The organism is Allobosea sp. (assembly GCF_017308015.1).
GTDB lineage: Bacteria > Pseudomonadota > Alphaproteobacteria > Rhizobiales > Beijerinckiaceae > Allobosea.
Genome location: NZ_JAFKFW010000015.1, coordinates 31,994 through 58,199 on the forward strand (window position 1 = coordinate 31,994; position 26,206 = coordinate 58,199).

A 26,206-nucleotide genomic window follows, 5' to 3' on the forward strand; every position below is an offset into this window, starting at 1 on the left:
GTTAGCGCTTGCAAACCCAAGGCCATCCCGGACACTCTCCGTCCGGGATGGCCGTCTCGTTCCAGGGAAGCCGATGCAGAAGAACGCATACTTCAAGGGGCTGACGATCCCCTTCCTGCTGCTTCTGCCGCAGCTCGCCATCACCGTCGTGTTCTTCTACTGGCCGGCGAGCCAGGCGGTCTGGCAGAGCTTCCTGCTCGAGGATGCCTTCGGTACATCGACGGAATTCGTCTGGTTCGAGAACTACCAGATGCTGTTCGCCGATCCCGGCTATCTGAAGGCCTTCGTCAATACGGTCATCTTCTCGACCTTCGTCTGCGTGTTCTCGCTCTCGATTGCGCTGCTCTTCGCCGTGATGGCGGACCGGCAGATCCGCGGCGCCGAAATCTACAAGACCCTCCTGATCTGGCCCTATGCGGTGGCGCCTGCGATTGCCGGCGTGCTTTGGCTCTTCATGTTCGATCCTTCGCTCGGCATGCTGGCGCGCGGCCTGCAATCCCTAGGTATTCCGTGGAATCCGCGCCTCAACGGCAACCATGCCATGCTGCTGGTCATCCTCGCGGCGACCTGGAAGCAGATCAGCTACAATTTCCTGTTCTTCCTCGCCGGCCTGCAGTCGATCCCGAAGAGCGTGATCGAGGCGGCCGTGATCGACGGCGCCCGGCCGATGCGCCGGTTCTGGACCATCGTCTTCCCGCTGCTCTCGCCGACGACCTTCTTCCTGCTCGTCGTCAACATCGTCTATGTCTTCTTCGACACCTTCGGCATCATCGACACCATGACCGGCGGCGGTCCCTCGGGCGAGACCGAAACGCTGGTCTACAAGGTCTTCTCCGACGGCAAGGGCGGCTCCAATCTCGGCGGCTCGGCGGCGCAGTCGGTGCTGCTGCTGATCATGGTGATCGGCCTGACCGCGGTCCAGTTCCGCTTCATCGAGCGCAAGGTCAGCTACTGATGGCCTCCGTGCTCTGGATGGATCTCACCGCCGAGGAACTGCGCGCCAAGGCGGCGACGGACGCCATCGTCGTCCTGCCCGTCGCCTCCATCGAACAGCACGGCCCGCATCTGCCCGTCGGCGTGGACACGATCCTGTGCAGCGGCGTCTGCAAGGCTGCGGCCGAGCGTGCCGGTGATGTCGATGTGGTGGTCGCGCCCACGCTCTGGTGCGGCATGGCCGAGCATCACATGGCTTTCGGCGGCACCTTCACCTTCGACATCCCGACCTATCGCGCCGTGCTGCTCTCCTTCCTCAAGAGCATTGAGCGCCACGGTTTCCATCGCGTGCTGATCGTCAACGGCCATGGCGGCAACATTGCCGCGCTCACGGCCTTCCTGCCGGATTTTGCGGGCGAGACGAGCCTCCATGTCGAGGTGACGACCTATTTCATGCTGGCGCAGGACGCATTCCCGCCCTTGCTGCAAGACCAGCAGGGCGTCCAGCATGCCTGCGAGGTCGAGACCTCGATGATGATGGTGCTGGCGCCGGGCTCGGTCCGCGAGCCGCGTCTTCCGGAAGCCTTCGGCGCGCTGGATCGTGCCCCGCGCCGGCAGGTCGTCTCGCGCCACCGCTCCTTCCGGGAGATGACCGATACCGGGGTGGTCGGCGACGCCCGCCGCGCCACACCTGAGAAGGGCCGGGCCTGCCTCGATGCCTGCGCCGACGCGCTGGCCGGATTGCTGCGCGAGATGGGGAGGGCCGCCTGATGGTCGAGGACCGCCGCCTGGGCGACCTGATCGCCTATGTCATCCTGACGATCGGCGTGCTGATCGTCGCCTTCCCTGTCTGGCTGACCTTCGTCGCCTCGACCTGGGACGCGGCGACCGTGATCAATGGCCAGATGCCGCTCTATCCCGGGCCGTATTTCCTGGAGAATTACAACCGCATCCTCTTCGTCGGCACGTCGGGCACGACGCGCGAGCCGGTCATCGGGATGATGCTGAACTCCTTCGTCATGGCAATGGCGATCGCGCTCGGAAAGATCTTCATCTCCGTACTCTCGGCCTATGCGGTGGTCTATTACCGCTTTCCGTTCCGCATGGCGGCATTCTGGATCATCTTCGTCACGCTGATGCTCCCGGTCGAGGTCCGCATCTTCCCGACCTTCAAGATCGTGTCCGATCTCAACATGCTCGACACCTATCAGGGTCTTGCCGTGCCCCTGATCGCCTCGGCGACGGGCACGCTGCTCTTCCGGCAATTCTTCATGACGATCCCCGACGAGTTGCTCGAGGCCTCCAAGATCGACGGCGCCGGTCCGTTCAGGTTCTTCAAGGACACGCTGATCCCGCTCTCGATGACGACGATCGCGGCACTCTTCGTCATCCAGTTCATCTATGGCTGGAACCAGTATCTCTGGCCGCTGCTGGTGACGACGAAGGACTCGATGCAGACCATCGTCATCGCCATCAAGAAGATGATCGTCACCGCCGACGCCCTGACGGAATGGCAGCTCGCGATGGCCACGGCCATGCTGGCGATGCTCCCGCCCGTCCTCGTCGTCATCGCCATGCAGAGGCTCTTCGTGAAGGGCCTGGTCGAAACCGAGAAGTAATCCGCGAATGGCCCAGGTCACTCTCAGCAACGTCAAGAAGGTCTATGCCGGCGGCGTCGAAGCCGTGAAGGGCGTCTCCTTCGACATTCCCGATGGCGGCTTCTGCGTGTTGGTCGGCCCCTCCGGCTGCGGCAAGTCCACGCTGCTGCGCATGGTCGCCGGTCTCGAGACGATTTCGTCCGGTGAGGTCGCGATCGGCAATCGCGTCGTCAACGAGATCGAGCCGGCCGACCGCGACATCGCCATGGTGTTCCAGAATTATGCGCTCTACCCGCATATGAACATCTACGACAACATGGCCTATGGCCTGCGCAACCGCGGCACGCCCAAGGACGAGATCGACAAGCGCGTGAAGGAAGCCGCCCGCATCCTCGCGATCGAGCCCTTCCTTGAGCGCCGGCCGCGCCAGCTCTCCGGCGGCCAGCGCCAGCGCGTCGCCATGGGCCGCGCCATCGTGCGCAAGCCGCAGGTCTTCCTGTTCGACGAGCCGCTCTCGAACCTCGACGCCAAGCTGCGCGTCCAGATGCGCGTCGAGATCAAGAAGCTCCAGCGCGCGCTCGGCGTCACCGCGATCTACGTCACCCATGATCAGGTCGAGGCGATGACGCTCTCCGACAAGCTGGTCGTGATGAATGCCGGCCAGGTCGAGCAGATCGGCCTGCCGGCCGAGGTCTACCGCAAGCCGGCGAGCAAGTTCGTCGCAACCTTCATCGGCTCGCCTCCGATGAACATCCTGCCCGGTGCGGTCGATGGCCACGGCATCGTCGCGCTCGGCGATGCCATCATCGAGGTCCGCGACCTGCGCGAGGATCTGGCGGCGCAGGCGCCGGTCGAGATCGGCCTGCGTCCCGAGGATGTCGAGATCGCCTCGGAAGGGCAGGCGGGCTCGCTGCCCTTCGACGTCGAGTTCATCGAGGAACTGGGCGCCACACAGCTCTTCCACGGCAAGCTGTCGGGTCACCCCTTCGTGATGCAGGCGGCAACCGGCGAAGTCGCGGCACAGGAAGGCCGGCTCTGGATCACCGTCGATCCCGACAAGGTCCACGTCTTCGATCCGAAGAGCGGGGCGCGGCTGGGGAAGGGCTGAACGCCTGACCGGCACCCGTCATGCTCGGGCTTGACCCGAGCTTCTCGGAAACCAGCGCCCTCTCGTCATGGGATTCCCGGGTCTGCGCTTCGCTCCGCCCGAGAATGACGGCAAGCCTTAAGCCGCCAGATCGGCCACCAGCGCATCCAGCAGGAGCGCCCCATCCGGCGTCGCTGCGAGCCGGCCGCCTGTGCGCTCCATCAGCAATTTCTGCTCGATCAGGCTCGAGACGCGCGTGGCGTTCAGCGCGCGCCCGGCCAGCGCCTTGAACACTTCGGGGTCGATACCCTCGACGAGGCGAAGCCCCATCAGCAGGTATTCGTCGCCCTGCGCCTCCTCGGACAACCGCTCGTCCTCGACCAGCGCATGGCCCTCGGCTTCGACCCGTTCCAGCCAGACTTCCGGCCGCTTCTCGGTCGAATGCGCCATGCGGCCCTGCGCCGTCACCAGCCTGCCATGGGCGCCGGGGCCGATGCCGGCATATTCGCCATAGTGCCAGTAGACGAGGTTGTGTCGGCATTCGGCGCCGGGGCGCGCGTGGTTCGAGATCTCGTAGACCGGCAGGCCGTGCCTGGCGGTTATCTCCTGGGTCGTCTCGTAGAGTGCCGCGCCCGCATCGTGATCGGGGATGGCGAGCTTGCCGGCGCGGAACAGCCGGTCGAAGGCGGTGCCGGGCTCGATCGTGAGCTGATAGAGCGAAAGGTGCTCGGCCGCATGGCTGATCGCCAGTTCCAGCTCGGCGCGCCACAGCGCGGGCGTCTGCAAGGGCGAGCGGGCATAGATCAGGTCGAAGGAATAGCGCTCGAAATATTGCCGCGCGATCGCGACGGCCGCCAGCGCCTCCTCGGCCGAATGCATCCGGCCGAGCGCCTTGAGATCGGTATCGTTCAGCGCCTGCACGCCGAGCGAGACGCGGTTGACGCCGGCCGCGCGGAAATCGCGGAAGCGCCCGGCCTCGACGCTGGTCGGGTTGGCCTCCAGCGAGACCTCGCAATTCGGATCGACCGCCCAGTATTCGCCGATCGCATCGAGGATCGCGCCGACCGTTCGGCCTTCCATCAGGGAGGGCGTGCCGCCGCCGAAGAAGATCGAGGAGACCGTGCGTCCCGGCGCCAGCGCTGCTCGATGCGCGATCTCGCGACGGAAGGCGGCGATATAGCGCTGCTGGTCGGGCGGCTGCAGCCGGACATGGCTGTTGAAGTCGCAATAGGGGCATTTGGCCAAGCAGAACGGCCAATGCACATAGACGGCGAAGCCCGCATCCGCGGTCGGATGCAGGATCGAAGGCCGCGCGGCGAGGGCGGCCGGGGCGCTCACGCCGGCTTCCTCAGGCAGGCGGCGGCCAGCACATGGAAGGCGCGCGCACGATGCGACAGGCCGGGCGAACCGTCGGCCGGAATGCCGTGCTTCTCTTCCGCACTCATCTCGCCGAAGGTCTTGTCATGGCCATCAGGCAGGAAGATCGGATCGTAGCCGAAGCCGCCGAGGCCGCGCGCCTGCTCGGTCACCGTCCCGAAGACGCGGCCTTCGAACAGCTCCTGATGTCCGTCCGGCCAGGCGATCACGAGTGCCGAGACGAAATGCGCCTTGCGCTTGTCAGGCGTGACCGCGCCGCGCTTGGCGAGCTCCATCTGCACGCGCCCGATCGCCGGGGCGAAATCCTTGCCGGGGCCGGCCCAGTTGGCCGAGAACAGGCCGGGCGCGCCGTCGAGCGCATCGATGCAGATGCCTGAGTCGTCGGAGAGCGCGGGCAAACCGCTGGCGCTCGCCGCGGCGACCGCCTTGATCGCCGCGTTCTCCGAGAACATGGTGCCATCCTCGACCGGCTCGGGCAGGCCGAGTTCGCCTGCCGAGACCAGCTCGATGCCATAGGGCGCCAGCAGGTCGCGCATCTCGCGCAGCTTGCCCTGGTTATGGGTCGCGATCACGACCTTGCCGGTGAGGAGGCGGTGTTGGCTCATGCTCAGGCCACCGCCGCCTTCTGCAGCGTGACGAGCTTGGCGACGCCGCCCTTGGCGAGCTTCAGCAGCGACAGAAGCTCTTCCTCGGAGAAGGGCGCGCCTTCGGCCGTGCCCTGCACCTCGACGATGCCGCCCGAGCCGGTGATGACGAAATTTGCGTCGGTCTGCGCGCCGGAATCCTCGACATAGTCGAGATCGATCACCGGGTTGCCGGCGACGATGCCGCAGGAGATCGCGGCGACATGGTCCTTGAGCGGGTTCGTGCCCTTGAGCAGGCCGCGCCCTTCCATCCATTTCAGCGCATCGTGCAGCGCGACCCAGGCGCCGGTGATCGAGGCGGTGCGGGTACCGCCATCGGCCTGGAGCACGTCGCAATCGACGACGATCTGGCGCTCGCCAATCGCGGTGAGATCGACGACGGCGCGCAAGCTGCGGCCGATCAGGCGCTGGATTTCCTGCGTGCGGCCGGAGGGCTTGCCGGAGGTGACTTCGCGGCGCGTGCGCTCATGCGTGGCGCGCGGCAGCATCGAGTATTCGGCGGTGACCCAGCCCTTGCCGGTGCCGCGCAGCCACGGTGGCCCCTTTTCCTCGACGGTCGCGGCGCAGAGCACCTTGGTCTCGCCGAACGTGACCATGCAGGAACCCTCGGCATAGCGCACCACGCCGCGTTCGAGCGTGACCTTGCGCATCTCGTCGGCGGCGCGTTTGGAGGGTCGCATGAAATGATCCTGTCTTTGGGGAAGTGGCGGCTTGTAGGCGCTTGCGCCGCGCACGGCAAGGCGCCGGCCCGGCCTGCCCCTTGATCCGCACGCTCTGCATGACGACAATAGGACGAGAACGACGGTTCGCCTGAAAAAGGTTCATGAGCGCGCACACGCCCCGCCCCGAGACGATGAGTGGCCTGGTCGAGACCGACCAGCGCTCGCGCGAGATTTTTCGCCAGATCGTCGACGGATACCTGACGACCGGCGAGCCGGTCGGCTCCCGCAACATCGCCCGCCTGCTGCCGATGGCGCTCTCGCCCGCGACGGTGCGCAATGTCATGACCGACCTCGAAATGGCCGGGCTGATCTACGCGCCGCACACCTCGGCGGGGCGCCTGCCGACAGAGCGGGGCCTGCGCTTCTTCGTCGATGCGATGATGGAGGTCGGCAATCTCACGGCCGATGAGCGCTCGCGCATCGAGGCACAGATCAGGGTCGCCGCCAGCAACCGCAATCTCGATCAGACCCTGACCGAAGCCTCGGCTCTGCTCTCCGGTTTGTCGCGCGGCGCCGGCGTCGTCGTCACCACCAAGGCCGATGTCCGGCTGAAGCATATCGAGTTCGTCCGGCTCGATCCGGCCCGCGCGCTGGTCGTGCTGGTCTCGGAGGATGGCACGGTCGAGAACCGCCTGCTGGCGCTGCCGCCCGGCCTGCCGGCCTCGGCCCTGAGCGAGGCCGCGAATTTCCTCAACGCCCGCATCCTCGGCAAGACGCTGGCCGAATTGCGCAGCGAGATCGGCGGGCAGCGCGCCCTGATGGAGCGCGAGCTCGACGCCCTGACCGCTCGGCTCGTTGAGAGTGGCATCGCGACCCAGGCCGGCCCGGGCAGCGACCGCCATCTCATCGTGCGCGGCCAGGCGAACCTGCTCGACGATCTCCGGGCGCGGGAGGATCTCGAGCGCATCCGCATGCTCTTCGGCGATCTTGAGACGCAGACCGACGTCATCGACCTGCTGACCCGGGCCGAGGATGGCGATGGCGTGCGAATCTTCATCGGCTCGGAGAACAAGCTGTTCTCGATGTCCGGCTCCTCGATGGTGGCTGCGCCCTTCCGCGACGCCGAGCAGCGCATCGTCGGCGTCGTCGGCATCATTGGCCCGACGCGCCTGAACTATGCGCGCATCGTCCCGATGGTCGATTACACCGCCAAGGTCGTCGGCCGTCTGCTGGATGGCAGCCGCTAGGCTTTAGTCCGAGCTCTGAGTTGGCTTTGCGGGCGGAAGCGGTTATCGAGCGGGCAAAGCAACATTTTCCGCAGTTTAGGTGCGACACATGTCCGAGCAGCTTCCCGACCGCCTCTCCGTCAATCCGGACAGCCCTTTCTACAATGAAGAGGTGCTGGCGCGCGACATCGGCATCCGCTTCAAGGGCGTCGAGAAGACCAATGTCGAGGAATATTGCGTTTCCGAGGGCTGGGTGAAGGTTGCCGCCGGCGCCGCCAAGGATCGTTTCGGCCGCCCGATGACGATCACGCTCAAGGGGCCGGTCGAGCCTTACGTGCGCGGCAACACCGAGGGCTGAGCACTCGTTCCCACCGCCGTCATTCTCGGGCTTGACCCGAGAATCTCTTGGAAGCGAAGTGCCGGAGCCTTCATTGGCAAGAGATGCTCGGGTCAAGCCCGCGCATGACGCCCGTCACTCACGCAAGGCTCTTGTAGAAAAACGTCGACCCGCAATCGGAACCGTCCGGCATCAGCGCATAACGCGGGATGGTGCCGGCCTCGGTCCAGCCCAGCCGGTTATAGAGCCGCCGCGCCGCGCCGTGCTCGTCGGTGTCAAGCACCAGGAGGTCGCGGCCCTTTTCCCGTGCTATGGCCTCGGCGCGCTGCATCAGTGCCTCGCCGATACCCTGCCGTCGTGCGCGCGAATGCACCAGCACCTTGGCGATTTCGGCCCGGTGCGGCTGGTTCGGCTTGCCGATCAGGTGAAGCTGCGCCGTACCGACGATGCCGTCCTCGTTCCGCGCCGCCAGCAGGATGATCTGACCGCACGCGACGCCGGTCGCGACACCGCGCCAGAAGCGCTCGTAATCGGGGGCCGTGTTCCCGTTCATGAAGCCGACCGAAGCGCCGTTCGCGACGCTGTCGCGCAGGATGTCCGTCAGTGCAGGAATGGCCGCCTCGGCAGTGCTGGCGTCAAGCGTTCCGATAGTGACGGTGAAGGCGCTCGCATTCATGCGATATGTCCCGGGAAGGCCCCGCTTTTCGCGGCAAGGATGACGGCGTAGCGGACGGGTGTCTCGCCCGGATTGCGATAGATGATCGGGCCGCGCAGATGCATCTGCAGGCAGTCGCCCGCGGCAAGCTCGTGGCGGGTGCCTTCGACGGTGAGATCGAGCCGGCCGTGCAGTACCCAGATCTGCTGATCCAGAGCTGCCGTACCGGTGGCATTGTCGAGCCGCACTTCCGCTCCACCCGGCAACTCCACCTCGACGATCTCGAAGCCCGAGCCCGTCCCGCGCGGCGAGACGTTGCGGCGCAGATAGCCGCTCGCCGGATCGCGCCAGACCGGCTGGGCGTCGCGGCGCGCCAGCGGCCCGCTCCCTGCTTCCTCTTCCAGCAGCGCCGAGAGCGAGAGGCCTAATCCGGAGCCGAGCCGGACCAGCAGCGCCGCCGTCGGGCTCGATTCGCCGCGCTCGACGCGGGATATCATCGCCCGGCTGACGCCGCTGCGCGCCGCAAGCGCGTCGAGCGTCATGCCGTGATGCTGGCGCGCTGCCTTCAGGCGCTGGCCGAGTAGCCGATCGATCTCGGTGTCGTGTTTAAATTCCATCAATCAAGAATAATTCTTAGATATTGGAATAGGCAAGTTCTTTTCGCGATCATTCGGACCGGCGCCCTCATTCTGGCTTGCCCAGGCATCGATGAGAGAGCGCCGGAGCGTTGCCACGGGTCCGTTTCTTCGCTTCCCGCGACAGCGATGAGGCGATGGCTCAGCGAAAAGCGAGCCTGAATGACGTTCATAGGGGCCAACCGCTTGGCGCCAAGCGGCATCACTGCTATGGCGCGCGCATGAGCACCCGCACCATCGACAACATCCGCAACTTCTCGATCGTTGCCCATATCGACCACGGCAAGTCGACGCTGGCCGACCGTCTGATCCAGCAGACCGGCACCGTCGCTGCCCGCGACATGAGCGACCAGATCCTCGACTCGATGGATATCGAGAAGGAGCGTGGCATCACCATCAAGGCGCAGACGGTGCGGCTCGACTACCGGGCCAAGGATGGCAAGGATTACATCCTGAACCTGATGGACACCCCCGGCCACGTCGACTTCGCCTATGAGGTCTCGCGCTCGCTCGCGGCCTGCGAGGGCTCGCTGCTGGTGGTCGATGCATCGCAGGGAGTCGAGGCGCAGACCCTCGCCAACGTTTATCAGGCGCTCGACGCCAATCACGAGATCGTTACGGTCCTCAACAAGATTGACCTGCCGGCGGCCGATCCCGACCGGATCAAGGAGCAGATCGAGGACGTGATCGGCCTCGACGCGTCGGACGCCGTGCCGATTTCGGCCAAGACGGGGCTCAATATCGAGGGCGTGCTCGAAGCCATCGTCGAGAAGCTCCCCGCCCCGAAGGGCGATATCGATGCTCCGCTCAAGGCGATGCTGGTCGATTCCTGGTACGACGCCTATCTCGGCGTCGTCGTGCTCGTGCGCATCATCGATGGCGTGATGAAGAAGGGCATGACCATCCGCATGATGCGTGCCAACGCCTCCTATGGCGTCGATCGCGTTGGCGTGTTCAAGCCGAAAATGGCCGAAGTGAAGCAGCTCGGCCCCGGCGAGGTCGGCTTCTTCACCGCCTCGATCAAGGAAGTCGCGGATACCGCCGTCGGCGATACCATCACCGACGAGAAGAAGCCGATCGCCGAGCCGCTGCCGGGCTTCAAGCCGGTGCAGCCGGTGGTGTTCTGCGGCATCTTCCCGGTCGATGCGGCTGATTTCGAACTGCTGCGCGGCGCCATGGCGAAGCTGCGCCTGAACGATGCCTCGTTCTCCTACGAGATGGAGACCTCGGCCGCGCTCGGCTTCGGCTTCCGCTGCGGCTTCCTCGGGCTGCTGCATCTGGAGATCATCCAGGAGCGGCTGGAGCGCGAGTTCAACCTCAACCTGATCTCGACGGCGCCCTCGGTCGTCTATCACCTGCGCCTGCGTGACGGCTCGACGCTGGAACTGCACAACCCGGCCGACATGCCGGACGTGATGAAGATCGAGGCGATTGACGAGCCCTGGATTCGCGCCACCATCTTCACGCCGGACGAGTATCTCGGCTCGGTGCTGAAGCTCTGTCAGGATCGCCGTGGCTTGCAGATCGACCTCGGCTATGTCGGCTCGCGCGCCAAGGTCGTCTACGACCTGCCGCTCAACGAAGTCGTCTTCGATTTCTACGATCGCCTGAAGTCGATCTCGAAGGGCTACGCTTCCTTCGACTACCAGATCACCGATTATCGCGAGGGCGATCTCGTGCGCATGTCGGTCCTGGTCAATGCCGAGCCGGTCGACGCGCTCTCGATGCTGGTCCACCGGACGCGGGCCGAGTCGCGCGGCCGCGCCATGTGCGAGAAGCTCAAGGAGCTGATCCCGCCGCATATGTTCCAGATCCCGGTCCAGGCGGCGATCGGCGGCAAGATCATTGCCCGCGAGACCATCCGTGCGCTGCGCAAGGACGTCACCGCCAAGTGCTATGGCGGCGACGCCACCCGCAAGCGCAAGCTTCTGGAGAAGCAGAAGGAAGGCAAGAAGAAGATGCGGCAGTTCGGCAAGGTCGAAATCCCGCAGGAAGCCTTCATCGCCGCCCTCAAGATGGACGATTGAGCGGCGCGCCGGCGCCGCTTCACTCCGCTGCCTAGAGCGCTTCCGCGCCGAGCTTCGCCTGCCAATGGGCGAGGCGCTCCTTCAGCACGCGGTCCAGGACATAGGCGATATCCTCGTCTTCCAGCCTTTCCAGCCTCTCGAAGCGGAAGGCTTCGGGGCCATGCGTGTGCCAGGCGGCCTGCAGGGAGCGCAGCCGATGGCTGCCATGGCGCAGCGTGAAGCGCAGCCGGTTCTCGATCGTGGAAAGATCGGGCGCCCGCCCGACCCATGTCAGCGCTGCCGCCGCACAGTGGAAGGCGAAGATGCCTGCCACCGTCTTCCGTTCCTTGTAGGCGGCGGTTGCCGCCTTCCTGTCTGCCATCTGCATCGGTGCTGCCCATCCTGTTCGATGGGCGTTTAATAATACCCGGCTATTAATAAGGCAATATTTTATCCGGGTAATTTATATCCGGCCGCATTTTCATGATGAACCAACACGCTGCTGGCGCGTTCTCTAGGGGAATCCACTCTCAAAACGAGGAGGTCCCCATGGACTGGAACCGCGTCGAAGGAAACTGGAAGCAGCTCAAGGGCAAGGTCAAGGAGCAATGGGGCAAGCTGACGGATGACGATCTCGACGTCATCGCCGGCAAGCGCGATCAGCTCGAAGGCAAGATCCAGGAGCGCTACGGCCTCGCCAAGGACAAAGCCCGCAGCGACGTCGATGCCTGGTATGGCCGCCAGACCTGGCAGTGACCAGCCGCCGATCGGTGAAGATGAATCAGGGAGCCTCGGCGTCCGCGCCGGGGCTCTTCGACGTTTGGGCGCCTTGATCGCCACCGGCAACCGGCCGAGACTTGGCCGAGGCCGAAGCGGGATGTCCGATGTTCGAGGATCTTTCGGGTAAGAGCGCTCTGGTGACCGGGGCTTCGGGAGGGCTGGGGCTGCACTTCGCCAGGCTGCTTGCGCGCCATGGCGTCGACGTCACGCTGGCCGCGCGCCGGCAATCCGCGTTGGATCAGGCGGGCGCGGAGATCGCGGCATTGGGCGGCACCGCGGAACATCTGGTGCTGGACGTGACCGACGCCGCCTCGGTAGCCGAGACGCTCGCTGGACGACATTTCGACATCCTCATCAACAATGCCGGGATCAGCGGCGCCGGTCCGGCCGCTGGCCTCTCGGAAGCGGATTGGGATGCCGTGCTCGACACCAACCTGAAGGGCGTCTTCCTCGTCGCGCAGGCTGTGGCTCGCGGCATGCGCGAAAGCGGCCGGGGTGGCGCCATCGTCAATATCGCCTCGATCCTAGGCCATCGCGTCGCCGGCGGCGTCAGCGCCTACGCGGCCTCGAAGGCGGGCGTGATCCAGTTGACCAAGGCGCTGGCCCTCGAATGGGCGCGAGACGGCATCCGCGTCAACGCGCTCTGCCCTGGTTATATCGAGACCGATATCAATCGCGATTTCTTTGCGACCGAAGCCGGCTTGAACCTGATCAGGCGCATCCCGCAGCGAAGGCTGGGCCAACCGGATGAGCTCGACGGTGCGCTGCTGCTGCTCGCGTCCGCCGCTGGCAGCTACATCACCGGCGCGACCATCGAGGTCGATGGCGGCCATCTCGTTTCGTCCCTGTGAGAACCGCCATGGATTTCGAGATCTCTCCCCGCATCGAGGATTATCGCGCCCGCATCGCGGCCTTCGTCGAGCGCGAGATCCTGCCGCTCGAAGCCGACCGGGCCTCCTACGATCCTCATGGCAATATCGCGCTGCCTTTACTCGGGACCATGCGGGCCAGGGCCCGTGCCGAGGGGCTCTGGTGCCTGCAGCTCAAGCCGGAGACCGGCGGTGCCGGCCTGGGCAAGATGGGCATGGCCGTCGCTTACGAGGAGATGAACCGTTCGATCTTCGGTCCGGTCGTCTTCAATTCGGCCGCGCCCGACGACGGTAACATGATGGTGTTGGAGGCGCTCGGCACGCCCGAGCAGAAGGAGAGCTGGCTGAAGCCGATCGTCGAGGGCAAGCTGCGCTCCGCCTTCGCCATGACCGAGCCGCATCCGGGCGGTGGCTCCGACCCCTCGATGATCCAGACCAGGGCCGAGCGGCGCGGCGACAGATACGTCGTCAGAGGCCGCAAATGGTTCATCACCGGTGCCGAGGAGGCCAAGCACTTCATCCTGATCGCCCGCACCTCGGACGATCCGCGCAACGGCCTCACCGCCTTCCTCTTCCATGCCGACCAGCCGGGCTGGCGCATCCTGCGCCGCATCGAGATCATGGGGCCGGAGGAGCATGGCGGCCATTGCGAGATCGAATTCGACGGGCTGGAAATTCCCGTCGAGAACGTGCTGGCCGGCGAGGGCAAGGGCATGAAGGTGACGCAGGTGCGCCTCGGCCCGGCCCGCCTGACCCATTGCATGCGCTGGCTGGGACTTTCCAAGCGCTGCATCGAGATCGCACAGGCCTATGCCGCGGAGCGTCATGGCTTCGGCCAGCGCCTCGCCGATCGCGAGAGCATCCAGCTCAAACTCGGCGATCTCGCGATGCGCATCGAGATCGGTCGCCTGCTGGTGATGAAGGCGGCCTGGGAGCTCGATCGCGGCGGTTTCGCCCGCAAGGAGGTCTCGATGGCCAAGGTTCAGGTCGCCAATGTCCTGCACGATGCCGCCGATGTCGCGATCCAGGTCAACGGCGCTCGCGGCTATTCCAGGGACACCGTGCTCGAATGGATCTACCGCTATGCCCGTCAGGCGCGATTGGTCGACGGCGCCGACGAGGTCCACAAGATGGTGCTGAACCGCTTCCTGACGCAGGAGGGCCGGGATTTCTGGCGCTGGTCCGTAGCCGGGCAGGCGCAGGGCTGAGGCGATGGCAGCGCTGGCGCCCGCCGCGATCGATTTCGATCCGGCTGCATTGGCGAGCGTCCTGCGCGCGCAGTTCGGTGTCGGCGATCTCGCGCTCGAACGCATCGGCGGCGGCCAGTCCAACCCGACCTATTTCGTCGATTGGGGGAAGCGCCGCCTCGTTCTGCGCAAGCAGCCGGCTGGGCCGATCCTGCGTGGCGCTCACGCGATCGACCGAGAGTTCCGCGTGCTCGAAGCGCTCTCGCCGACGAACGTGCCGGTGCCGCGCGCCGTGCTGTTCCATGCCGATCCTGAGGCACTGGGGACGCCCTTCTACCTGATGGAGCGGCTTGAAGGCCGCGTCTTCCATGATTGCGCCCTGCCGGGGCTGGAGCCGGCCGAGCGGCGCGGTCTTTATCTCGGCATGGCCGAGGCGCTGGCGAAGCTCCATGCCGTGAGGCCCGATGAAGTCCGCCTCGGGGATTTCGGCCGGCCGGGCAACTATTTCGAGCGTCAGATCGCACGCTGGACCAGACAATTGCGGGAATCGCCGGGCGAGCGGATCGGCGAACTGGAGATGGTCGCCGACTGGCTGCCGGACAATCTGCCCGACGATGACGGCCATGTGGCGATCGCCCATGGCGATTTCCGGCTCGGCAACCTGCTCTTTCATCCGGAAAAGCCCGAGGTGATCGGCATCCTCGACTGGGAATTGTCGACGCTAGGCCATCCGCTCGCCGATCTCGGCTATTGCGCCATGCCCTGGCACACCGCGCCCGACGAATATGGTGGCATCCTCGGGCTCGACCAGGCCGCGCTCGGCATTCCCACGCAGGCCGAGTTCCTGGTGCATTACTACGCCCGCGCCGTGCCGACGGCGCCACTGTTACGCTTCCACCTCGTCTTCGCGCTGTTCCGCTTCGCGGTAATCTTCGTCGGGATCGCCGACCGGGTGCGTGCCGGCACGGCGGCGGCGGCGAATGCGGCCGAGGTCGCGCCGCTCGCCCGGCGTTTCGCGGTCCGAGCCGGCGAGGCGGTGGAGGGGCCGGAACGCCTCGGTTGAGCGCAAGACAATAACAGGATTCGTGAGGGCGTCGTCTTGGGTATGTGATGTTACTCTCAATGAATTCCAGAATTCACCTAGTTTGTATCAATTCAAAACAAGCAGATTTGCTTTGCCGTCCCAAGACGAGCTGTGATAGCGCGAGGGCATCTTCCCCGGCAGGATACTTTTCCGATGCCCGCTCCCCTTTGGTTTGCCCGCTTGTCTTCCGCCGTGCTATTCGGTGCGTCCGTGCTGTTTGGGGGTGTCGCTGCCGCCGAGACGATCGAGGTCACCGATCTCGCCGGCCGCGTCGTCAACGTCACGCGCGACCCCTCGAAGATCGTGCTGAGCGAGGGCCGCCAGCTCTATACGCTGGCGATGCTGGACCGCGAGGACCCGTTCAAGCGCGTCGTCGGCTGGGGCAACGACTTGATCGAGAATGATCCGGGCGCCTGGCAGAAGTACCTCGCCAGGTTCCCGAAGGCGAAGGATGTCGCGAACATGGGCAACCCCTATGCCGCCGATGTCAGCATGGAGAAGATCGCCGCGCTCGGCACCGAGGTCTACATCCTCGACCTCTCCAACTACTTCAAGGCGCAGGAGACGGGCCTGCTCGCCAAGCTCGAAAAGGCCGGCATCACCACGGTCTTCGTCGATTTCCGCCAGGACCCGACCCAGAACGTGCTGCCGAGCGTGCAGTTGCTCGGCCGCATCCTCGGCCGCGAGAAAGAGGCCAACGCCTTCGCCGACTACTACATGCGCCAGACCCGCAGCATCTATGCCCGCGTCGGCGCGATTCCCGACAAGCAGAAGCCGATGGTCTTCGTCGAGCGCGCGGCGGGCCTGCTGCCGTGCTGCGCCACCTTCGGCCCCTTCAATTTCGGCCGCTTCATCGAGGAGGCTGGCGGGCGCAACTGGGGCAGCCAGTTTTTCACCGCCTTCCAGGCGCAGGCCGCGCAGGAGAAGGTGCTCGCCGACAATCCGGATATCTATTTCCTCACCGGCGCCAACTGGTATGGCAGCAATCCCGGCAGCACCGCGGTCGCCCTCGGCTATGATGCGACGCCGGAGCAGGTGCAGAAGCAATTGGTGGCGCTGATGAACCGGCCCGGCTTCCAGCAGCTCAAGGCCGTCCAGGGCAAGAAGGTCATGGCCTTCTACCACCAGTTCTACGACATGCCCTATTACTTCATCGCCGAGCTCGCCATGGCGAAGGAGTTCTATCCGGACCGGTTCAAGGACGTCGATCCGGAGGCGGTCTTCAGGGAATTCCACGAGAAATTCCTGCCGATCCCCTATTCCGGCGTGTTCTGGGCCAAGCTCCAGTGATGATGGCCTGAGCGACGATGGCCGCGACCCTGTCCATGACGGCAACCGCCACCGGGGACTATCGCCGGCGCAACGCGCGCCGGCTGAAGCTCGTCCTGCTCGGCGTCGTCGCGCTCGCGGTCGCGCTGGCTCTCGATGTCTCGATCGGCCCCGGCAACCTCCCGCTCGGCGACGTCCTGCGCACGCTGGTCGATCCGCAATCGGCCACGCCGCGGCTGTCCGTCATCGTCTGGGACCTGCGCCTGCCGATCGCGCTGATGGCGATGGCTGTCGGCGCCATGTTAGGGCTCAGCGGCGCGGGTATGCAGACCATCCTCGCCAACCCGCTGGCCGATCCCTTCACGCTCGGCGTCTCCGCCGCCGCGACGGTCGGCGCCTCCGTGGCGATCGTCTTCGGCTGGAGCGTCATTCCCGGTGCCGGCCCCTATATCGTCACGGCCAATGCCTTCGTCTTCGCGCTGGCCGCCTCGCTTGTCCTGTTCTTCATGACCAAGCTGCGCGGCGTCAGTGCCGAGACGATGATCCTCGTCGGCATCGCCCTGCTCTTCACTTGCAACGCCATCACCGCCTTGCTGCAATACCGCTCGAACGAGGTGCAGCTCACCCAGATCGTGTTCTGGACGCTGGGCAGCCTCGCCCGCGCCAGCTGGGAGAAGGTAGGCGTCGCCGCGCTCCTGATCGCGCTGGCTTTGCCGTTCTTCCTGATGCGCGGCTGGGCGCTGACCGCCTTGCGCCTCGGTGACGAGCGCGCCGAGAGCCTCGGCGTCCGCGTCGACCGCCTGCGCCTGGAAATCCTGATCGCGACCTCGCTGCTCGCCGCCGTCTCGGTCTCCTTCGTCGGCGGCATCGGCTTCATCGGCCTGGTCGGCCCGCATATCGCGCGGCTGCTCGTCGGCGAGGACCAGCGCTTCTTCCTGCCGGTCGCGACGATTGCGAGCGCCGTGCTGCTCTCGCTCGCCTCCACCGTCTCGAAAGTGATCACGCCCGGCGTGATCTACCCGATCGGCATTATCACGGCGCTGATCGGCGTGCCCTTCTTCATCAGCCTGGTCATGTCCATTCGCGGACGAGGAGTCTGAGCCATGGCGTTGCAGCTTCGCGATCTCGACTTCCGCTATGGCCCGACGCCGATCCTGCAGGGGCTCGGCACCGAGGCCCTGCCGCGCGGCGAGCTTGCCGCTTTGGTCGGCCCCAACGGCTCCGGCAAGTCGACGCTGTTCCGCTGTGCTGCCGGCCTGCTGCGCCCCGAGCGCGGCACGGTCGCGCTCGACGGCTATGACCTGTCGCAGCTTTCGCAGCGCGAGCGGGCCCGGAAGGTCTTCTATCTCGCGCAGGATACCGGCGCGCGCGTGGCGCTCTCGGTTTTCGACATCATCCTGCTCGCCCGCAAGAGCCTGCATCGCGGCTATGCACTCGCGGCCTCGCCCGAAGATACCCGTGCCGTCGAGGCGGTGATCGAGGAGCTTGGTCTGGCGCCCTTCGCCTCGCGCGATATCGCCACGCTCTCGGGCGGCCAGCGCCAGCTCGCCGCGATCGGCCAGGCGCTGGTGCGCGAGCCCGACGTGCTGCTGCTGGACGAGCCGACCAGCGCGCTCGACGTGCGCCGCCAGCTCGACGTCATGGCGACGATCCGCGAAGCGACGCGCCGGCGCGACATCGTCACCGTGGTGGCGATCCACGATCTCTCGCTCGCTGCCCGCTTCGCCGACCGGGTGCTGGTGATGAATTCAGGGCGTATCGCGCAGGCCGGCGCGCCCGCCGCGGTGCTTGCGCATGAGGCGGTCTCGGAGACATATGCCGTCGGCGTGCATCTGGAGCATTCGGCTCGCGGCACGCTTCTCGTCGAGCCCTATATCCAGGTTCACTGACACATGTCCGCTCCCTCGACGCATGACAATTTCACCCTGAAGGAAGAGATCCGCGCTTATTGGTCGGCGCGGGCGGAGAGCTTCGATCTCTCCTTCGGCCACGCGATCAAGTCGGACCGCGAACTAAAGGCCTTCCAGCGCCTGATAGGCGATTCCTTCGGCTCGGAGCCGCTCGACGTGCTCGATCTCGCCTGCGGCACTGGCGAAATCACCCGCGCCCTGCTCTCGCTGAACCACCGCGTCACCGCGCTCGATTTCTCTGAGGCGATGCTGGAGCGTGCCCGCGCCAAGCACGGCAAGGCCGCCCGCTTCCGCCTTTGCGATGCCGAGCACCTGCTCGACGAGGATGAAAGCTACGACGCGGCCATCACCCGCCATCTCGTCTGGACCCTGACCGATCCGGAAGCGGCGCTGAGCGAATGGTTCCGCGTCCTGCGCCCCGGCGGTCGCCTGCTGGTGATCGACGGCGACTGGGTCAACCGCACGCGCTGGCAGGCGCTGGTCAACCGTTTCGGCACCTGGCTGCGCGAGAAGCGCGGTGCGGCCGTCCACCAGATCGATGCCGACACGCATGCCTCGATCACCAGCCGCTTCTATTTCAAGGACGGCCTGAGCCGCCAGCAGCTCGAGACGATGCTGACCGCCGCCGGCTTCACTGACATCGTTTCTGCCGATTACCATCAGGTCGTGCGCGAGCAGCAGCGCGCCGCGCCACTGCACGATGCGATCCGGCTGGCTTCCTCGACCCGTTTCGCCCTTCTCGCACGCAAGCCTGCGGACGCAGGCGTTTCGCGCTAGAAGAAATCGATAGCCCGCTGCTCGCGGCGCGGGTTGCGGGACAGGAGCGAGCGATGAACGCCAGGCCGGATTGGGACGCCGCGCAATATCTGCGCTTCGAGGACGAGCGTACGCGGCCCTCGATCGATCTCTTGGCGCGCGTGCCGCTGAGCGACCCCAGGCGCTGCATCGATCTCGGCTGCGGGCCCGGCAACAGCACGGAGCTGGTCGCCGCCCGCTATCCCGGCGCGGTCAATGAAGGCCTCGATTCCTCGCCGGACATGCTGGAGAAGGCGAGGAAGCGCCTGCCCAACCTCTCCTTCATCCTCGGCGACGTGAACAGCTGGTCGGATGCGACGGGCTACGACGTGATCTTCGCCAATGCCGTGCTGCAATGGCTGCCGGACCATGCCGCGCTGTTCCCGCGCCTTGCACGCTCGCTGACATCTGGCGGCTGCCTTGCCGTGCAGATGCCGAACAATCTCAACGAGCCCTCGCATGTCGCTATGCGCGAGGTCGCGGCCGATGGCCCCTGGGCGGAGAAGCTCGCGAACGCCAAGGCCGAGCGCGCCACGATCGGCTCCTTCGGCGACTATCGGCGCTGGCTCGGCGAGGCCGGCTGCCGCGTCGATATCTGGCAGACGACCTATGTTCATGCGCTCGCCAATCTCGAAGCCATCGCCGAATGGTTCAAGAGCACCGGCCTGAAGCCCTATCTCGACCGTCTGACGGCCGAGGAGCAGAAGGACTTCCTCGCGCGCTATCTCGAGCGCATCGCGCCGCATTATCCGGTCGAGAGCGACGGGAAGGTGCTGTTGCGCTTCCCGCGCCTGTTCGTGGTCGCGGTGCGCGAGGGCTGATCAGGCCTTCGCGGCTTCAGCCTTCTTCGCAGCGACATGTTCCTCGTCGGAGGCTCCGGCGCGCCAGTAGCTGACGACGAGATTCTGGTCGCGATCCGGCCTGAGCCTTCCCCGCGAAGCCGCCCGGATCGCCTTGAACGCGGCGTGCTCCGCGGCAGCCCAGAGATAGGTCGCGGGGCCGTCAGCCGGCCAGTCGATCGTCGCGAAGGCGTCCTGCAGCAGCGACAGGCTCCCCGGCGCGGCGTCGCCACGATGCAGCCAGGTCAGCGAGATGCCGGCAGGGTGGCGCAGGGGCTGTTCCTCGCTGGCATCGGCGACCTCGATGAAGACTTGGCCCATGGCCTCGGCCGGCAGGTTCTCCAGCATCCGCGCCACCGCCGGCAGGCCGGTCTCGTCGGCGAGGAAGACATAGCGCTCGGCTGGCTTGAGGCCGCGCCCGCCGGGACCTGCCATGCCGATCCGGTCGCCGGCCTTGGCCCGGAAGGCGAAGGCCGAGCCCGGGCCGGCATCCTCGTGCAGCACGAAATCGAGCGCGAGCGTGCCTTTGGCGACGTCGATCTCGCGAATCGTGTACTTCCGCACCAGCGGCCTGGTTTCTGCCGGCGCGGGCAGCAGCAGACCGTCATCGCCGACCATCGGCCAGCTCGGCTCGGTGACGCCGACTGGCGGGATGAACAGGCGGACATGCAGCGCGTCGATATGGTCGTAGCGGGCGAGATTCTCGCCCGTGAAGCGGATGCGGGCCATATGCGGCGTGATCCGCTCGACGCCGGTGACCGTCAGGATGCGGAACTCCGGCGGCAGGGCGGGGCCGGTACCGTCGCCGGTCCAGCGCATCTCGGGCGCTGCGTCCTTCGGGGCGAATTCGATGACATGGCTGGCGATGGCGCGTTTCATCCCGAGCAGGGTGGAGAGATCAGGCGCCTCGACATGGACATCGAGCGCGGCAGTCGTGAGTTCGATCCGCGCGTGGCTGCCGTCGAGGGCGATGAGCGTCGTGCCGCCCTGCTCGGTGATGACAGCCTCATGCTCGACGAGATGCTCGCAGAGCGGCTTCAGGACGCTCGCGGGGTTGGCGAGTGCGATCCGGGTCGAGGTGGCCAGCATGATCGTCTCCGTCAGGGCTTGGGCGCTGCCGTGATCCAGAGCGTCCCGTCGAGCGGGATCGCCGAGAAGCGGGCGCCCTCGGCAAGCGTCGCGGCCGGATCGATATCGGCGAAGCGCTCCGGGTGGAGCCATTTCGCGAGAACCTCGATCGCGGCGACATGCAGGGGGGTGTCGTTGAACAGGTGCCAGAAGCCGAAGGCGCGGCGCTTCTCGATGGCGCTGAGCATCTTGAGCGACGGCGTGCCGAGGAGCTTGGCGAAGCTGGCGGCGGCATCCGTCTCGCTCACACCAAGACCGAGTACGAGCCCGCCGAGTTTGGCGAGATGCGTGCCGCCGGTCGCGACATAGACATCCGGATCGGCGCCGATCAGTTGCTCCAGCCCGATCTGCCCGGTCGCTCCCGGCAGCATCGCGGCGGCGATATTGCGACCGCCGGCGGCCTGGATGAACTCGTTGAACGTGCCCTGTCCGGCCGTCATGCAGCAATCGTAGCCGCCGGCATGGGCATGGATGAAGACGGAGGGGCGCTTTGCGCCGGCGACCCGACTGGCGACCCGCGTCATCCGCTCCTCGTAGAAGCGGATCAATCGCTCGGTCTGTTCCTGCTGGCCGGTGAGGATGCCCAGCGCCCGAAGGCTCGGCACGGTGTCGCGCAGCGGCTCCAGGAAGAAATCGACCACCGCTACGGGAATGCCGGCCCCTTCCAGCTTCTCGACGAGATCGCCGGGACCGCGGCGCGTGCCGGCGAGCGATTTGCTGAGCACGACGAGATCGGGCCCGAGCGCGATTGCCTGCTCCAGCGAGAAGCCGGCGGCCGTTCCGCCGTCGCCGACGAGCGGCAGCTTGCTGATGGCTGGGAAGCGCGCCCGATAGCGCGCGAGCCCGTCCGGGTTCTGCCGTTCGAGATCGCTGCCCCAGCCGGCGAGGATGCTGACCGGATCAGGATGGATCAGGCCGAGCGCATTGAGCTGGCGGCCCTGCGCCAGCACGATCCGCTTCGCCGGCGCGGCGAGCTTGACGGTGCGGCCGAGCACATCGGTCGCCACGACTGGGTTGGCAGCCAGGGCCGGCAGCACCGGCAGGCTCAATCCGCCCAGGATCAGCGAGCGCCTGTCGAGCATCATGCGGCAGTCGCCTTGTCCTGAGCCGTGCCGGCGAGCGCGAAGGCCACGCTGCGCGAGAGCATCGGCAGAATTACCGAGACATGGTTTTCGCCGGGGAATTCGGTGAAGTCGCAGGCGATCCGACCGGAAGCAGCCAGGCGTTCGGCCATCTCGGCGGCATTGTCGCGCATCCGCGCCCGCGCCAGCCGCTGGGCCCTTTGCGCCGTGACGGCGAGGATGGGGGCCTGCTCGTGGCTGCCGACCGTGATCAGGAGACGTCCGGCCGGAGCCAAGCCGCCGCGGCGGAATGCTTCCTCGCTCGCGAGGATGGCATGGTCCTGCCACCAGATCGAAGGGCTGCCGGCGACATGGGCTTCGAACAGGCCTGGCCGGGCGAACAGCGCGTGCAGTACGAACAACCCGCCATAGGAATGGCCGGCGAGAGCGCGGCGGCACGGATCAAGCGGCGCGATCCCTGCGACCGCCGGCAGCACCTCCTCGACGATCGTATCGAGGAAGCGGTCGGCTCCATCGGGCACGGGCAGGAGGTCGCGCTGGCGCCGTTCGGCATCGAAGGGCCGCCCGTCGGGATAGCCGATGCCGATGACCACGGCAGGTCCGACCCCGGTCGCCTCCGGACGTTGCGCCTGCAACCGGGCTGCCGTGGCCGCGACCGGGAACAGCGCGTGGCCGTCGACCAGAACGAGCACGGGAAAGCCCCGCGCCGGAGCGGGGCCTTCCGGCACGGAGATCAGCAGCCTGTAGCGCGAACCGTCCCGTGCTTCGAAGTCACGCTGCCAGGCCTGCGGCAGCGTAACGGGGTCGAATGTGAGGTTGGCACGGCTTTCCGGCTGCATCGTCGCGTCACCAGCGATAGGACAGCGTCGCAAGCACGGTGCGGCGCAGGCCGAAGGAGCACTGCGTCGTGCCATAGCAGCCGGAGATATACTCCTTGTCGAACAGGTTCTGGGCGTTGACCTTTACCTTCCAGCCCTTGAGCGCAGGATTGGCGGCTGCGAGATCGTAGCTGATCGCGGCATCGACCAGCGCGTAGTCCGACGTGAAGAACGTGTTGCCGGGGTCGCCTGCGCCGCCGCCGATATAGCGCACGCCGGCGCCGAGCCCGAGGCCCGAAAGCATCCCCGTCCGGAAGGTGTAATGCGCCCAGAGCGCCGCGGTGTGGCGCGGCACGACCGGCGGGCGCTTGTGCAGGTCGACGCCGTTGCTCTTGGTCACCTCGGCATCGGTATAGGTATAGGCCGCGATGAGATCGAGATTGTCGAACACGGTCGCACGCGCCTCGACCTCGACGCCCCGCGCCCGGATCTCGCCGGTCTGGATCTGGAAGGTCGGGTGCGCGAGGTCCGTCGTCGTGACGTTGCTCTGGGTCAATTGATAGACCGCAGCCTGCATGAAGGCATTGGTGCCCGGCAGTTCGTATTTGAACCCGGCCTCGTATTGCTCGCCCTCTGTCGGCTTGAACGGGGTGCCGCCGAAGGCCGTGCCGGCTTGCGGCTCGAATGAGGTCGAATAGCTGGCGTAGGGCGCGAAGCCGTTGTCGAAATTGTACATCAGCGCGACGCGGCCGGTCCGCGCCGTGTCGTCCTGCTTGGTCAGGATGCCGGTCGTCAGCGCGCGGGTGCGGGCCTCGGCCCGGTCGAAGCGGCCGCCGACGAGGAGCGAGAGCCGGTCGAGCTTGATCTGGTCCTGCAGGTAGATGCCGTACTGGGCAGTCGTCTGCGTGGTGCTCGGCACGACGGGCAGGACGAAGGGCAGGCGCCCGTAGACCGGATTGGTGAAGTCGAGCGACTGCACCGTGCCGCCGGCGCCGGTGGCGGCCTTGGCGTCGGTCCAGTAGCCGTCGACGCCGAACAGGACCTTGTGGCTCAGCGGGCCGGTGCGGAAATCGGCCTGGAGCTGGTTGTCGATGCCGGCGGTGCGGGCACGTTCGTTCGAGATCGTTGCACGGCGCGTCAGCGTCTTCTGGTCGGCCGCGATGCCGCCAACCGCGACCGTGCGATTGCGCGATTCGAGATCGGAGATGCGGACGTTCTGGCGGAAGGTGAAGATGTCGTTGAAGCGGTGCTCGAAGGCGTAGCCGAGATTGGCCTGGTTGCGGCTATAGCCCTCGAAATTCGGCTCACCCGGGAAAAACTCGCTGCGGATGCGCCCGGCCCGGCTTGGCAGGACGGTGCCGACAGCCGGGATGAAGCCGTAGAATCCGGTTTCCGGATCGCGCTGGAACGAGGCCATCAAGGTGAAGGTGGTCGCTCCGTTCGGTCGGTAGGTGAGCGAGGGGGCAATGAAGATGCGCTCTTCGCGGGTATGGTCGACCTGCGTGTCGGCGGCCCGGCCGAGCCCGACGACACGGTAGAGCCAGGTCTTCTCCGGGTTGACCGGTCCGCCGATATCGAAGGCCATCTGGGCCCGGTTGTGGCTGCCGAGCTGGAACTGCACCTCGCCGTGCCGCTCCTCCTTCGGCCGCTTGCTGACCATGTTGACGATGCCACCGGGCTTCACCTGGCCGAACACCACGGAGGACGGACCGCGCAGCACCTCGACCCGTTCCAGCCCCCAGGATTCGTAGGTCGGAACCAGGAAGTTGATGCCGCGCTGGTAGCGCAGGCCGTCGAGATTGTTGACGAAGCCGGCCGAGCCGCCCGAGCCACCGAAACCGCGGATGAAGACGCTGTCATAGCGGCCCATCGAGAGGCGGGTCTCGCCGAGCACGCCGGCGGTATAGCGCAGCGCCTGGCTGACATTCTGCGCGCCCTGATCGTCCATCTGGTCGCGGGTGACGACGGTGACCGACTGCGGCGTTTCCATCAGCGGCGTATCGGTCTTGGTTGCGGTGTCGCTGCGCCGGGCGACATAGCCGTTGACCGGGCCGCCGGCGCGCTCGCCCTGAACCTCGATCGTGTCGAGGCCGATCGCGGCCGCGGCGCCGGCCTGGGGCGCCGGGGCGTTCTGCGCCAGAGCCGAGCCGGCGCCGGCTGCGATGAGCGCGGCCAGGGCCACGCCGGCCCGTCCCATCGCGCGATTGCTGCTGTTGATCCCGATCATACCCGTAATCCTGCCCCTGGCGCCTGCGCGCCCTCGTCTCCGGGGTTCTTTCAGGAAGGCAGCGGGGCCGGCAACGCGCTTGGCTTTCGATCGCGGCAGTATTTCTTTCGGTCGCGTTTCGAATGCGTCCAAGCAAGAACCAGAGGGCTGATTCATCGCCTGAATCAGCGCAGGGCGCTCGGGGCGATGCCGAAACGCTTGCGGAACAGCCCCGAGAAGTGGGCCGGGCTGTAGCCGACCTGGAAGGCGGCGACGGCTACGCTGGCCTCTCCGCTCGCGATCAGTGCATAGGCCTGCTGCAGGCGCTGCTCCTGCAGATACTCGAAGACGCTGGCACCGAACTCGGTCCGGAAGGCGGAGGTGAGTTTGGTCGGGTTGAGCCCGCTTTCGCGCGCCAGCTCCGCCAGGCTGAGAGGCTCCTGCAGGGTTTCGAGCAGGCGATCGCGTGCCGCGTGGACCTGCTCGCGCAGACGTGGAGCGAGCCGTGCCGGGCGGACAGGTCGCTCGCCGAGCATCCGGTCGAGCACCAGCGCCCCGAGCTCCAGCGCCTTGCCGGCGAGATAGAGCGGGCGCAAGGCTTCGCCGACCGGGCATTCCGCCATCTGCAGTGCGAGCGAGCGGATCGGAGCGTCGGCCGGGCGCACCCAGACGCCGGCATCGTCGGAGCAGGCGAGGCGCGCGGCCTTGGCGACATCCGGCCCGAACTCGCGAGCGACGAAATCGAAATCGAACTGCATCAGCGCGCAGCGCAGCGCGCCGTCGGCAAGGCCGGTCCGTTGCTGCGTATGGTCGCCGCCATTGGCCGCGACGAGGATCGTCGGCCCGTCGAGCAGCACGGCCGGGCGATCGTCGAGCACCAGCGCCTGCCGGCCCTCGAGCATGACCGCGACCTTGAGGCCGGGCCGCATCGGACCGACGATCCGCTGGCCTTCCTCAATCGCGAACGTGCCGGCCGAGAGCGAGAGATTGCGCGAGAACAGCTCCAGGGTCGTCGCGGATTTCTGGACTGAGCTGGAGCCGGCTTGCATCGCGACCTCTGGGGGAAGAGGTGGCTCTAT

The 26,206-nt window shown here is 66.4% G+C and carries 27 protein-coding genes; 16 read left to right on the forward strand and 11 right to left on the reverse strand.

The window, feature by feature from the left end:
* Positions 1–73 precede the first annotated feature (73 nt).
* The 4 genes from ugpA to J0I42_RS13915 are packed head-to-tail and all read left to right on the forward strand — an operon-like array spanning position 74 to position 3,639.
* Complete coding sequence (ugpA, locus tag J0I42_RS13900) at positions 74–955, forward strand: sn-glycerol-3-phosphate ABC transporter permease UgpA (RefSeq protein WP_291655573.1); 882 nt, start codon at positions 74–76, stop codon at positions 953–955.
* On the forward strand, positions 955–1,704 hold the full coding sequence (locus tag J0I42_RS13905; RefSeq protein WP_291655575.1) for a creatininase family protein: 750 nt from the start codon (positions 955–957) through the stop codon (positions 1,702–1,704). Before ugpA ends, J0I42_RS13905 begins: the two co-directional genes overlap by 1 nt.
* The gene (gene ugpE / locus J0I42_RS13910; protein ID WP_291655577.1) at positions 1,704–2,552 is read left to right on the forward strand and encodes a sn-glycerol-3-phosphate ABC transporter permease UgpE; all 849 of its coding nucleotides are present in this window, start codon (positions 1,704–1,706) and stop codon (positions 2,550–2,552) included. The genes J0I42_RS13905 and ugpE overlap by 1 nt, the downstream gene beginning before the upstream one ends.
* Before the next feature lie 7 nt (positions 2,553–2,559).
* Positions 2,560–3,639, forward strand: a complete 1,080-nt coding sequence (locus J0I42_RS13915) for a sn-glycerol-3-phosphate import ATP-binding protein UgpC (RefSeq protein ID WP_291655579.1) — start codon at positions 2,560–2,562, stop codon at positions 3,637–3,639.
* 117 nt (positions 3,640–3,756) lie between these two features.
* Here J0I42_RS13915 and hemW read toward each other — a convergent pair whose 3' ends face one another.
* The 3 genes from hemW to rph are packed head-to-tail and all read right to left on the reverse strand — an operon-like array spanning position 3,757 to position 6,319.
* Positions 3,757–4,956 (reverse strand): radical SAM family heme chaperone HemW, encoded by a 1,200-nt coding sequence (gene hemW / locus J0I42_RS13920; RefSeq protein WP_291655580.1) that lies wholly within the window; start codon positions 4,954–4,956, stop codon positions 3,757–3,759.
* Positions 4,953–5,600 carry an RdgB/HAM1 family non-canonical purine NTP pyrophosphatase gene (gene rdgB / locus J0I42_RS13925; RefSeq protein ID WP_291655582.1) on the reverse strand — a complete coding sequence of 216 codons (648 nt, stop codon included), beginning with the start codon at positions 5,598–5,600 and terminating at the stop codon, positions 4,953–4,955. Before rdgB ends, hemW begins: the two co-directional genes overlap by 4 nt.
* Before the next feature lie 2 nt (positions 5,601–5,602).
* Positions 5,603–6,319, reverse strand: coding sequence for a ribonuclease PH (gene rph, locus J0I42_RS13930; protein ID WP_265057160.1), 717 nt, complete (start codon positions 6,317–6,319; stop codon positions 5,603–5,605).
* 143 nt (positions 6,320–6,462) lie between these two features.
* On the opposite strand from rph, the gene hrcA reads away from it, so the two are divergent.
* Together hrcA and J0I42_RS13940 are read left to right on the forward strand one after the other, a co-directional pair.
* On the forward strand, positions 6,463–7,548 hold the full coding sequence (gene hrcA / locus J0I42_RS13935; protein WP_291655586.1) for a heat-inducible transcriptional repressor HrcA: 1,086 nt from the start codon (positions 6,463–6,465) through the stop codon (positions 7,546–7,548).
* An 88-nt stretch (positions 7,549–7,636) separates the two neighbouring features.
* Entirely contained in the window at positions 7,637–7,885 is a 249-nt protein-coding gene (locus J0I42_RS13940) for a DUF3297 family protein (RefSeq protein WP_291655588.1), read from the forward strand.
* Positions 7,886–8,003: 118 nt separating this feature from the next.
* Here the strand turns inward: J0I42_RS13940 and J0I42_RS13945 are convergent, their stop codons facing one another.
* Positions 8,004–8,540, reverse strand: a complete 537-nt coding sequence (locus J0I42_RS13945; RefSeq protein ID WP_291655590.1) for a GNAT family N-acetyltransferase — start codon at positions 8,538–8,540, stop codon at positions 8,004–8,006.
* Complete coding sequence (locus J0I42_RS13950; protein WP_291655592.1) at positions 8,537–9,136, reverse strand: helix-turn-helix domain-containing protein; 600 nt, start codon at positions 9,134–9,136, stop codon at positions 8,537–8,539. Before J0I42_RS13950 ends, J0I42_RS13945 begins: the two co-directional genes overlap by 4 nt.
* Positions 9,137–9,375: 239 nt before the next feature.
* Between J0I42_RS13950 and lepA the strand changes: the two genes are divergently transcribed.
* Complete coding sequence (gene lepA / locus J0I42_RS13955; protein WP_291655594.1) at positions 9,376–11,181, forward strand: translation elongation factor 4; 1,806 nt, start codon at positions 9,376–9,378, stop codon at positions 11,179–11,181.
* A 31-nt stretch (positions 11,182–11,212) separates the two neighbouring features.
* Here lepA and J0I42_RS13960 read toward each other — a convergent pair whose 3' ends face one another.
* Positions 11,213–11,548, reverse strand: a complete 336-nt coding sequence (locus J0I42_RS13960; protein ID WP_291655596.1) for a GIY-YIG nuclease family protein — start codon at positions 11,546–11,548, stop codon at positions 11,213–11,215.
* A 161-nt stretch (positions 11,549–11,709) separates the two neighbouring features.
* Between J0I42_RS13960 and J0I42_RS13965 the strand changes: the two genes are divergently transcribed.
* From J0I42_RS13965 to tam, 9 genes are all read left to right on the forward strand, one after another.
* Complete coding sequence (locus tag J0I42_RS13965) at positions 11,710–11,916, forward strand: CsbD family protein (RefSeq protein WP_047573131.1); 207 nt, start codon at positions 11,710–11,712, stop codon at positions 11,914–11,916.
* Positions 11,917–12,044: 128 nt separating this feature from the next.
* Complete coding sequence (locus J0I42_RS13970; protein WP_291655599.1) at positions 12,045–12,791, forward strand: SDR family NAD(P)-dependent oxidoreductase; 747 nt, start codon at positions 12,045–12,047, stop codon at positions 12,789–12,791.
* Positions 12,792–12,799: 8 nt separating this feature from the next.
* Entirely contained in the window at positions 12,800–14,017 is a 1,218-nt protein-coding gene (locus J0I42_RS13975; RefSeq protein ID WP_291655601.1) for an acyl-CoA dehydrogenase family protein, read from the forward strand.
* 4 nt (positions 14,018–14,021) lie between these two features.
* Entirely contained in the window at positions 14,022–15,059 is a 1,038-nt protein-coding gene (locus J0I42_RS13980; protein ID WP_291655602.1) for a phosphotransferase family protein, read from the forward strand.
* Between the two features lie 174 nt (positions 15,060–15,233).
* Positions 15,234–16,370 carry an ABC transporter substrate-binding protein gene (locus J0I42_RS13985; RefSeq protein WP_291655603.1) on the forward strand — a complete coding sequence of 379 codons (1,137 nt, stop codon included), beginning with the start codon at positions 15,234–15,236 and terminating at the stop codon, positions 16,368–16,370.
* Between the two features lie 17 nt (positions 16,371–16,387).
* Entirely contained in the window at positions 16,388–17,449 is a 1,062-nt protein-coding gene (locus J0I42_RS13990) for a FecCD family ABC transporter permease (protein ID WP_291655604.1), read from the forward strand.
* A gap of 3 nt (positions 17,450–17,452) precedes the next feature.
* Positions 17,453–18,238 carry an ABC transporter ATP-binding protein gene (locus tag J0I42_RS13995; RefSeq protein WP_291655605.1) on the forward strand — a complete coding sequence of 262 codons (786 nt, stop codon included), beginning with the start codon at positions 17,453–17,455 and terminating at the stop codon, positions 18,236–18,238.
* Positions 18,239–18,241: 3 nt separating this feature from the next.
* Complete coding sequence (locus tag J0I42_RS14000) at positions 18,242–19,036, forward strand: class I SAM-dependent methyltransferase (protein WP_291655606.1); 795 nt, start codon at positions 18,242–18,244, stop codon at positions 19,034–19,036.
* A 53-nt stretch (positions 19,037–19,089) separates the two neighbouring features.
* Entirely contained in the window at positions 19,090–19,875 is a 786-nt protein-coding gene (gene tam / locus J0I42_RS14005; protein WP_291655608.1) for a trans-aconitate 2-methyltransferase, read from the forward strand.
* On the opposite strand, the gene J0I42_RS14010 is transcribed toward tam, so the two are convergent.
* From J0I42_RS14010 to J0I42_RS14030, 5 genes are all read right to left on the reverse strand, one after another.
* A complete protein-coding gene (locus J0I42_RS14010) occupies positions 19,876–20,982 on the reverse strand; it encodes a siderophore-interacting protein (protein ID WP_291655610.1) in 1,107 nt (368 codons plus the stop codon). It lies immediately after the preceding gene.
* 11 nt (positions 20,983–20,993) lie between these two features.
* On the reverse strand, positions 20,994–22,106 hold the full coding sequence (locus J0I42_RS14015) for an ABC transporter substrate-binding protein (RefSeq protein WP_291655611.1): 1,113 nt from the start codon (positions 22,104–22,106) through the stop codon (positions 20,994–20,996).
* The gene (locus J0I42_RS14020; RefSeq protein WP_291655612.1) at positions 22,103–22,942 is read right to left on the reverse strand and encodes an alpha/beta hydrolase; all 840 of its coding nucleotides are present in this window, start codon (positions 22,940–22,942) and stop codon (positions 22,103–22,105) included. Before J0I42_RS14020 ends, J0I42_RS14015 begins: the two co-directional genes overlap by 4 nt.
* 7 nt (positions 22,943–22,949) lie before the next feature.
* Positions 22,950–25,148, reverse strand: a complete 2,199-nt coding sequence (locus J0I42_RS14025; RefSeq protein ID WP_291655614.1) for a TonB-dependent siderophore receptor — start codon at positions 25,146–25,148, stop codon at positions 22,950–22,952.
* 164 nt (positions 25,149–25,312) lie between these two features.
* Positions 25,313–26,176, reverse strand: a complete 864-nt coding sequence (locus J0I42_RS14030) for a helix-turn-helix transcriptional regulator (RefSeq protein WP_291655615.1) — start codon at positions 26,174–26,176, stop codon at positions 25,313–25,315.
* Positions 26,177–26,206: the final 30 nt, after the last annotated feature.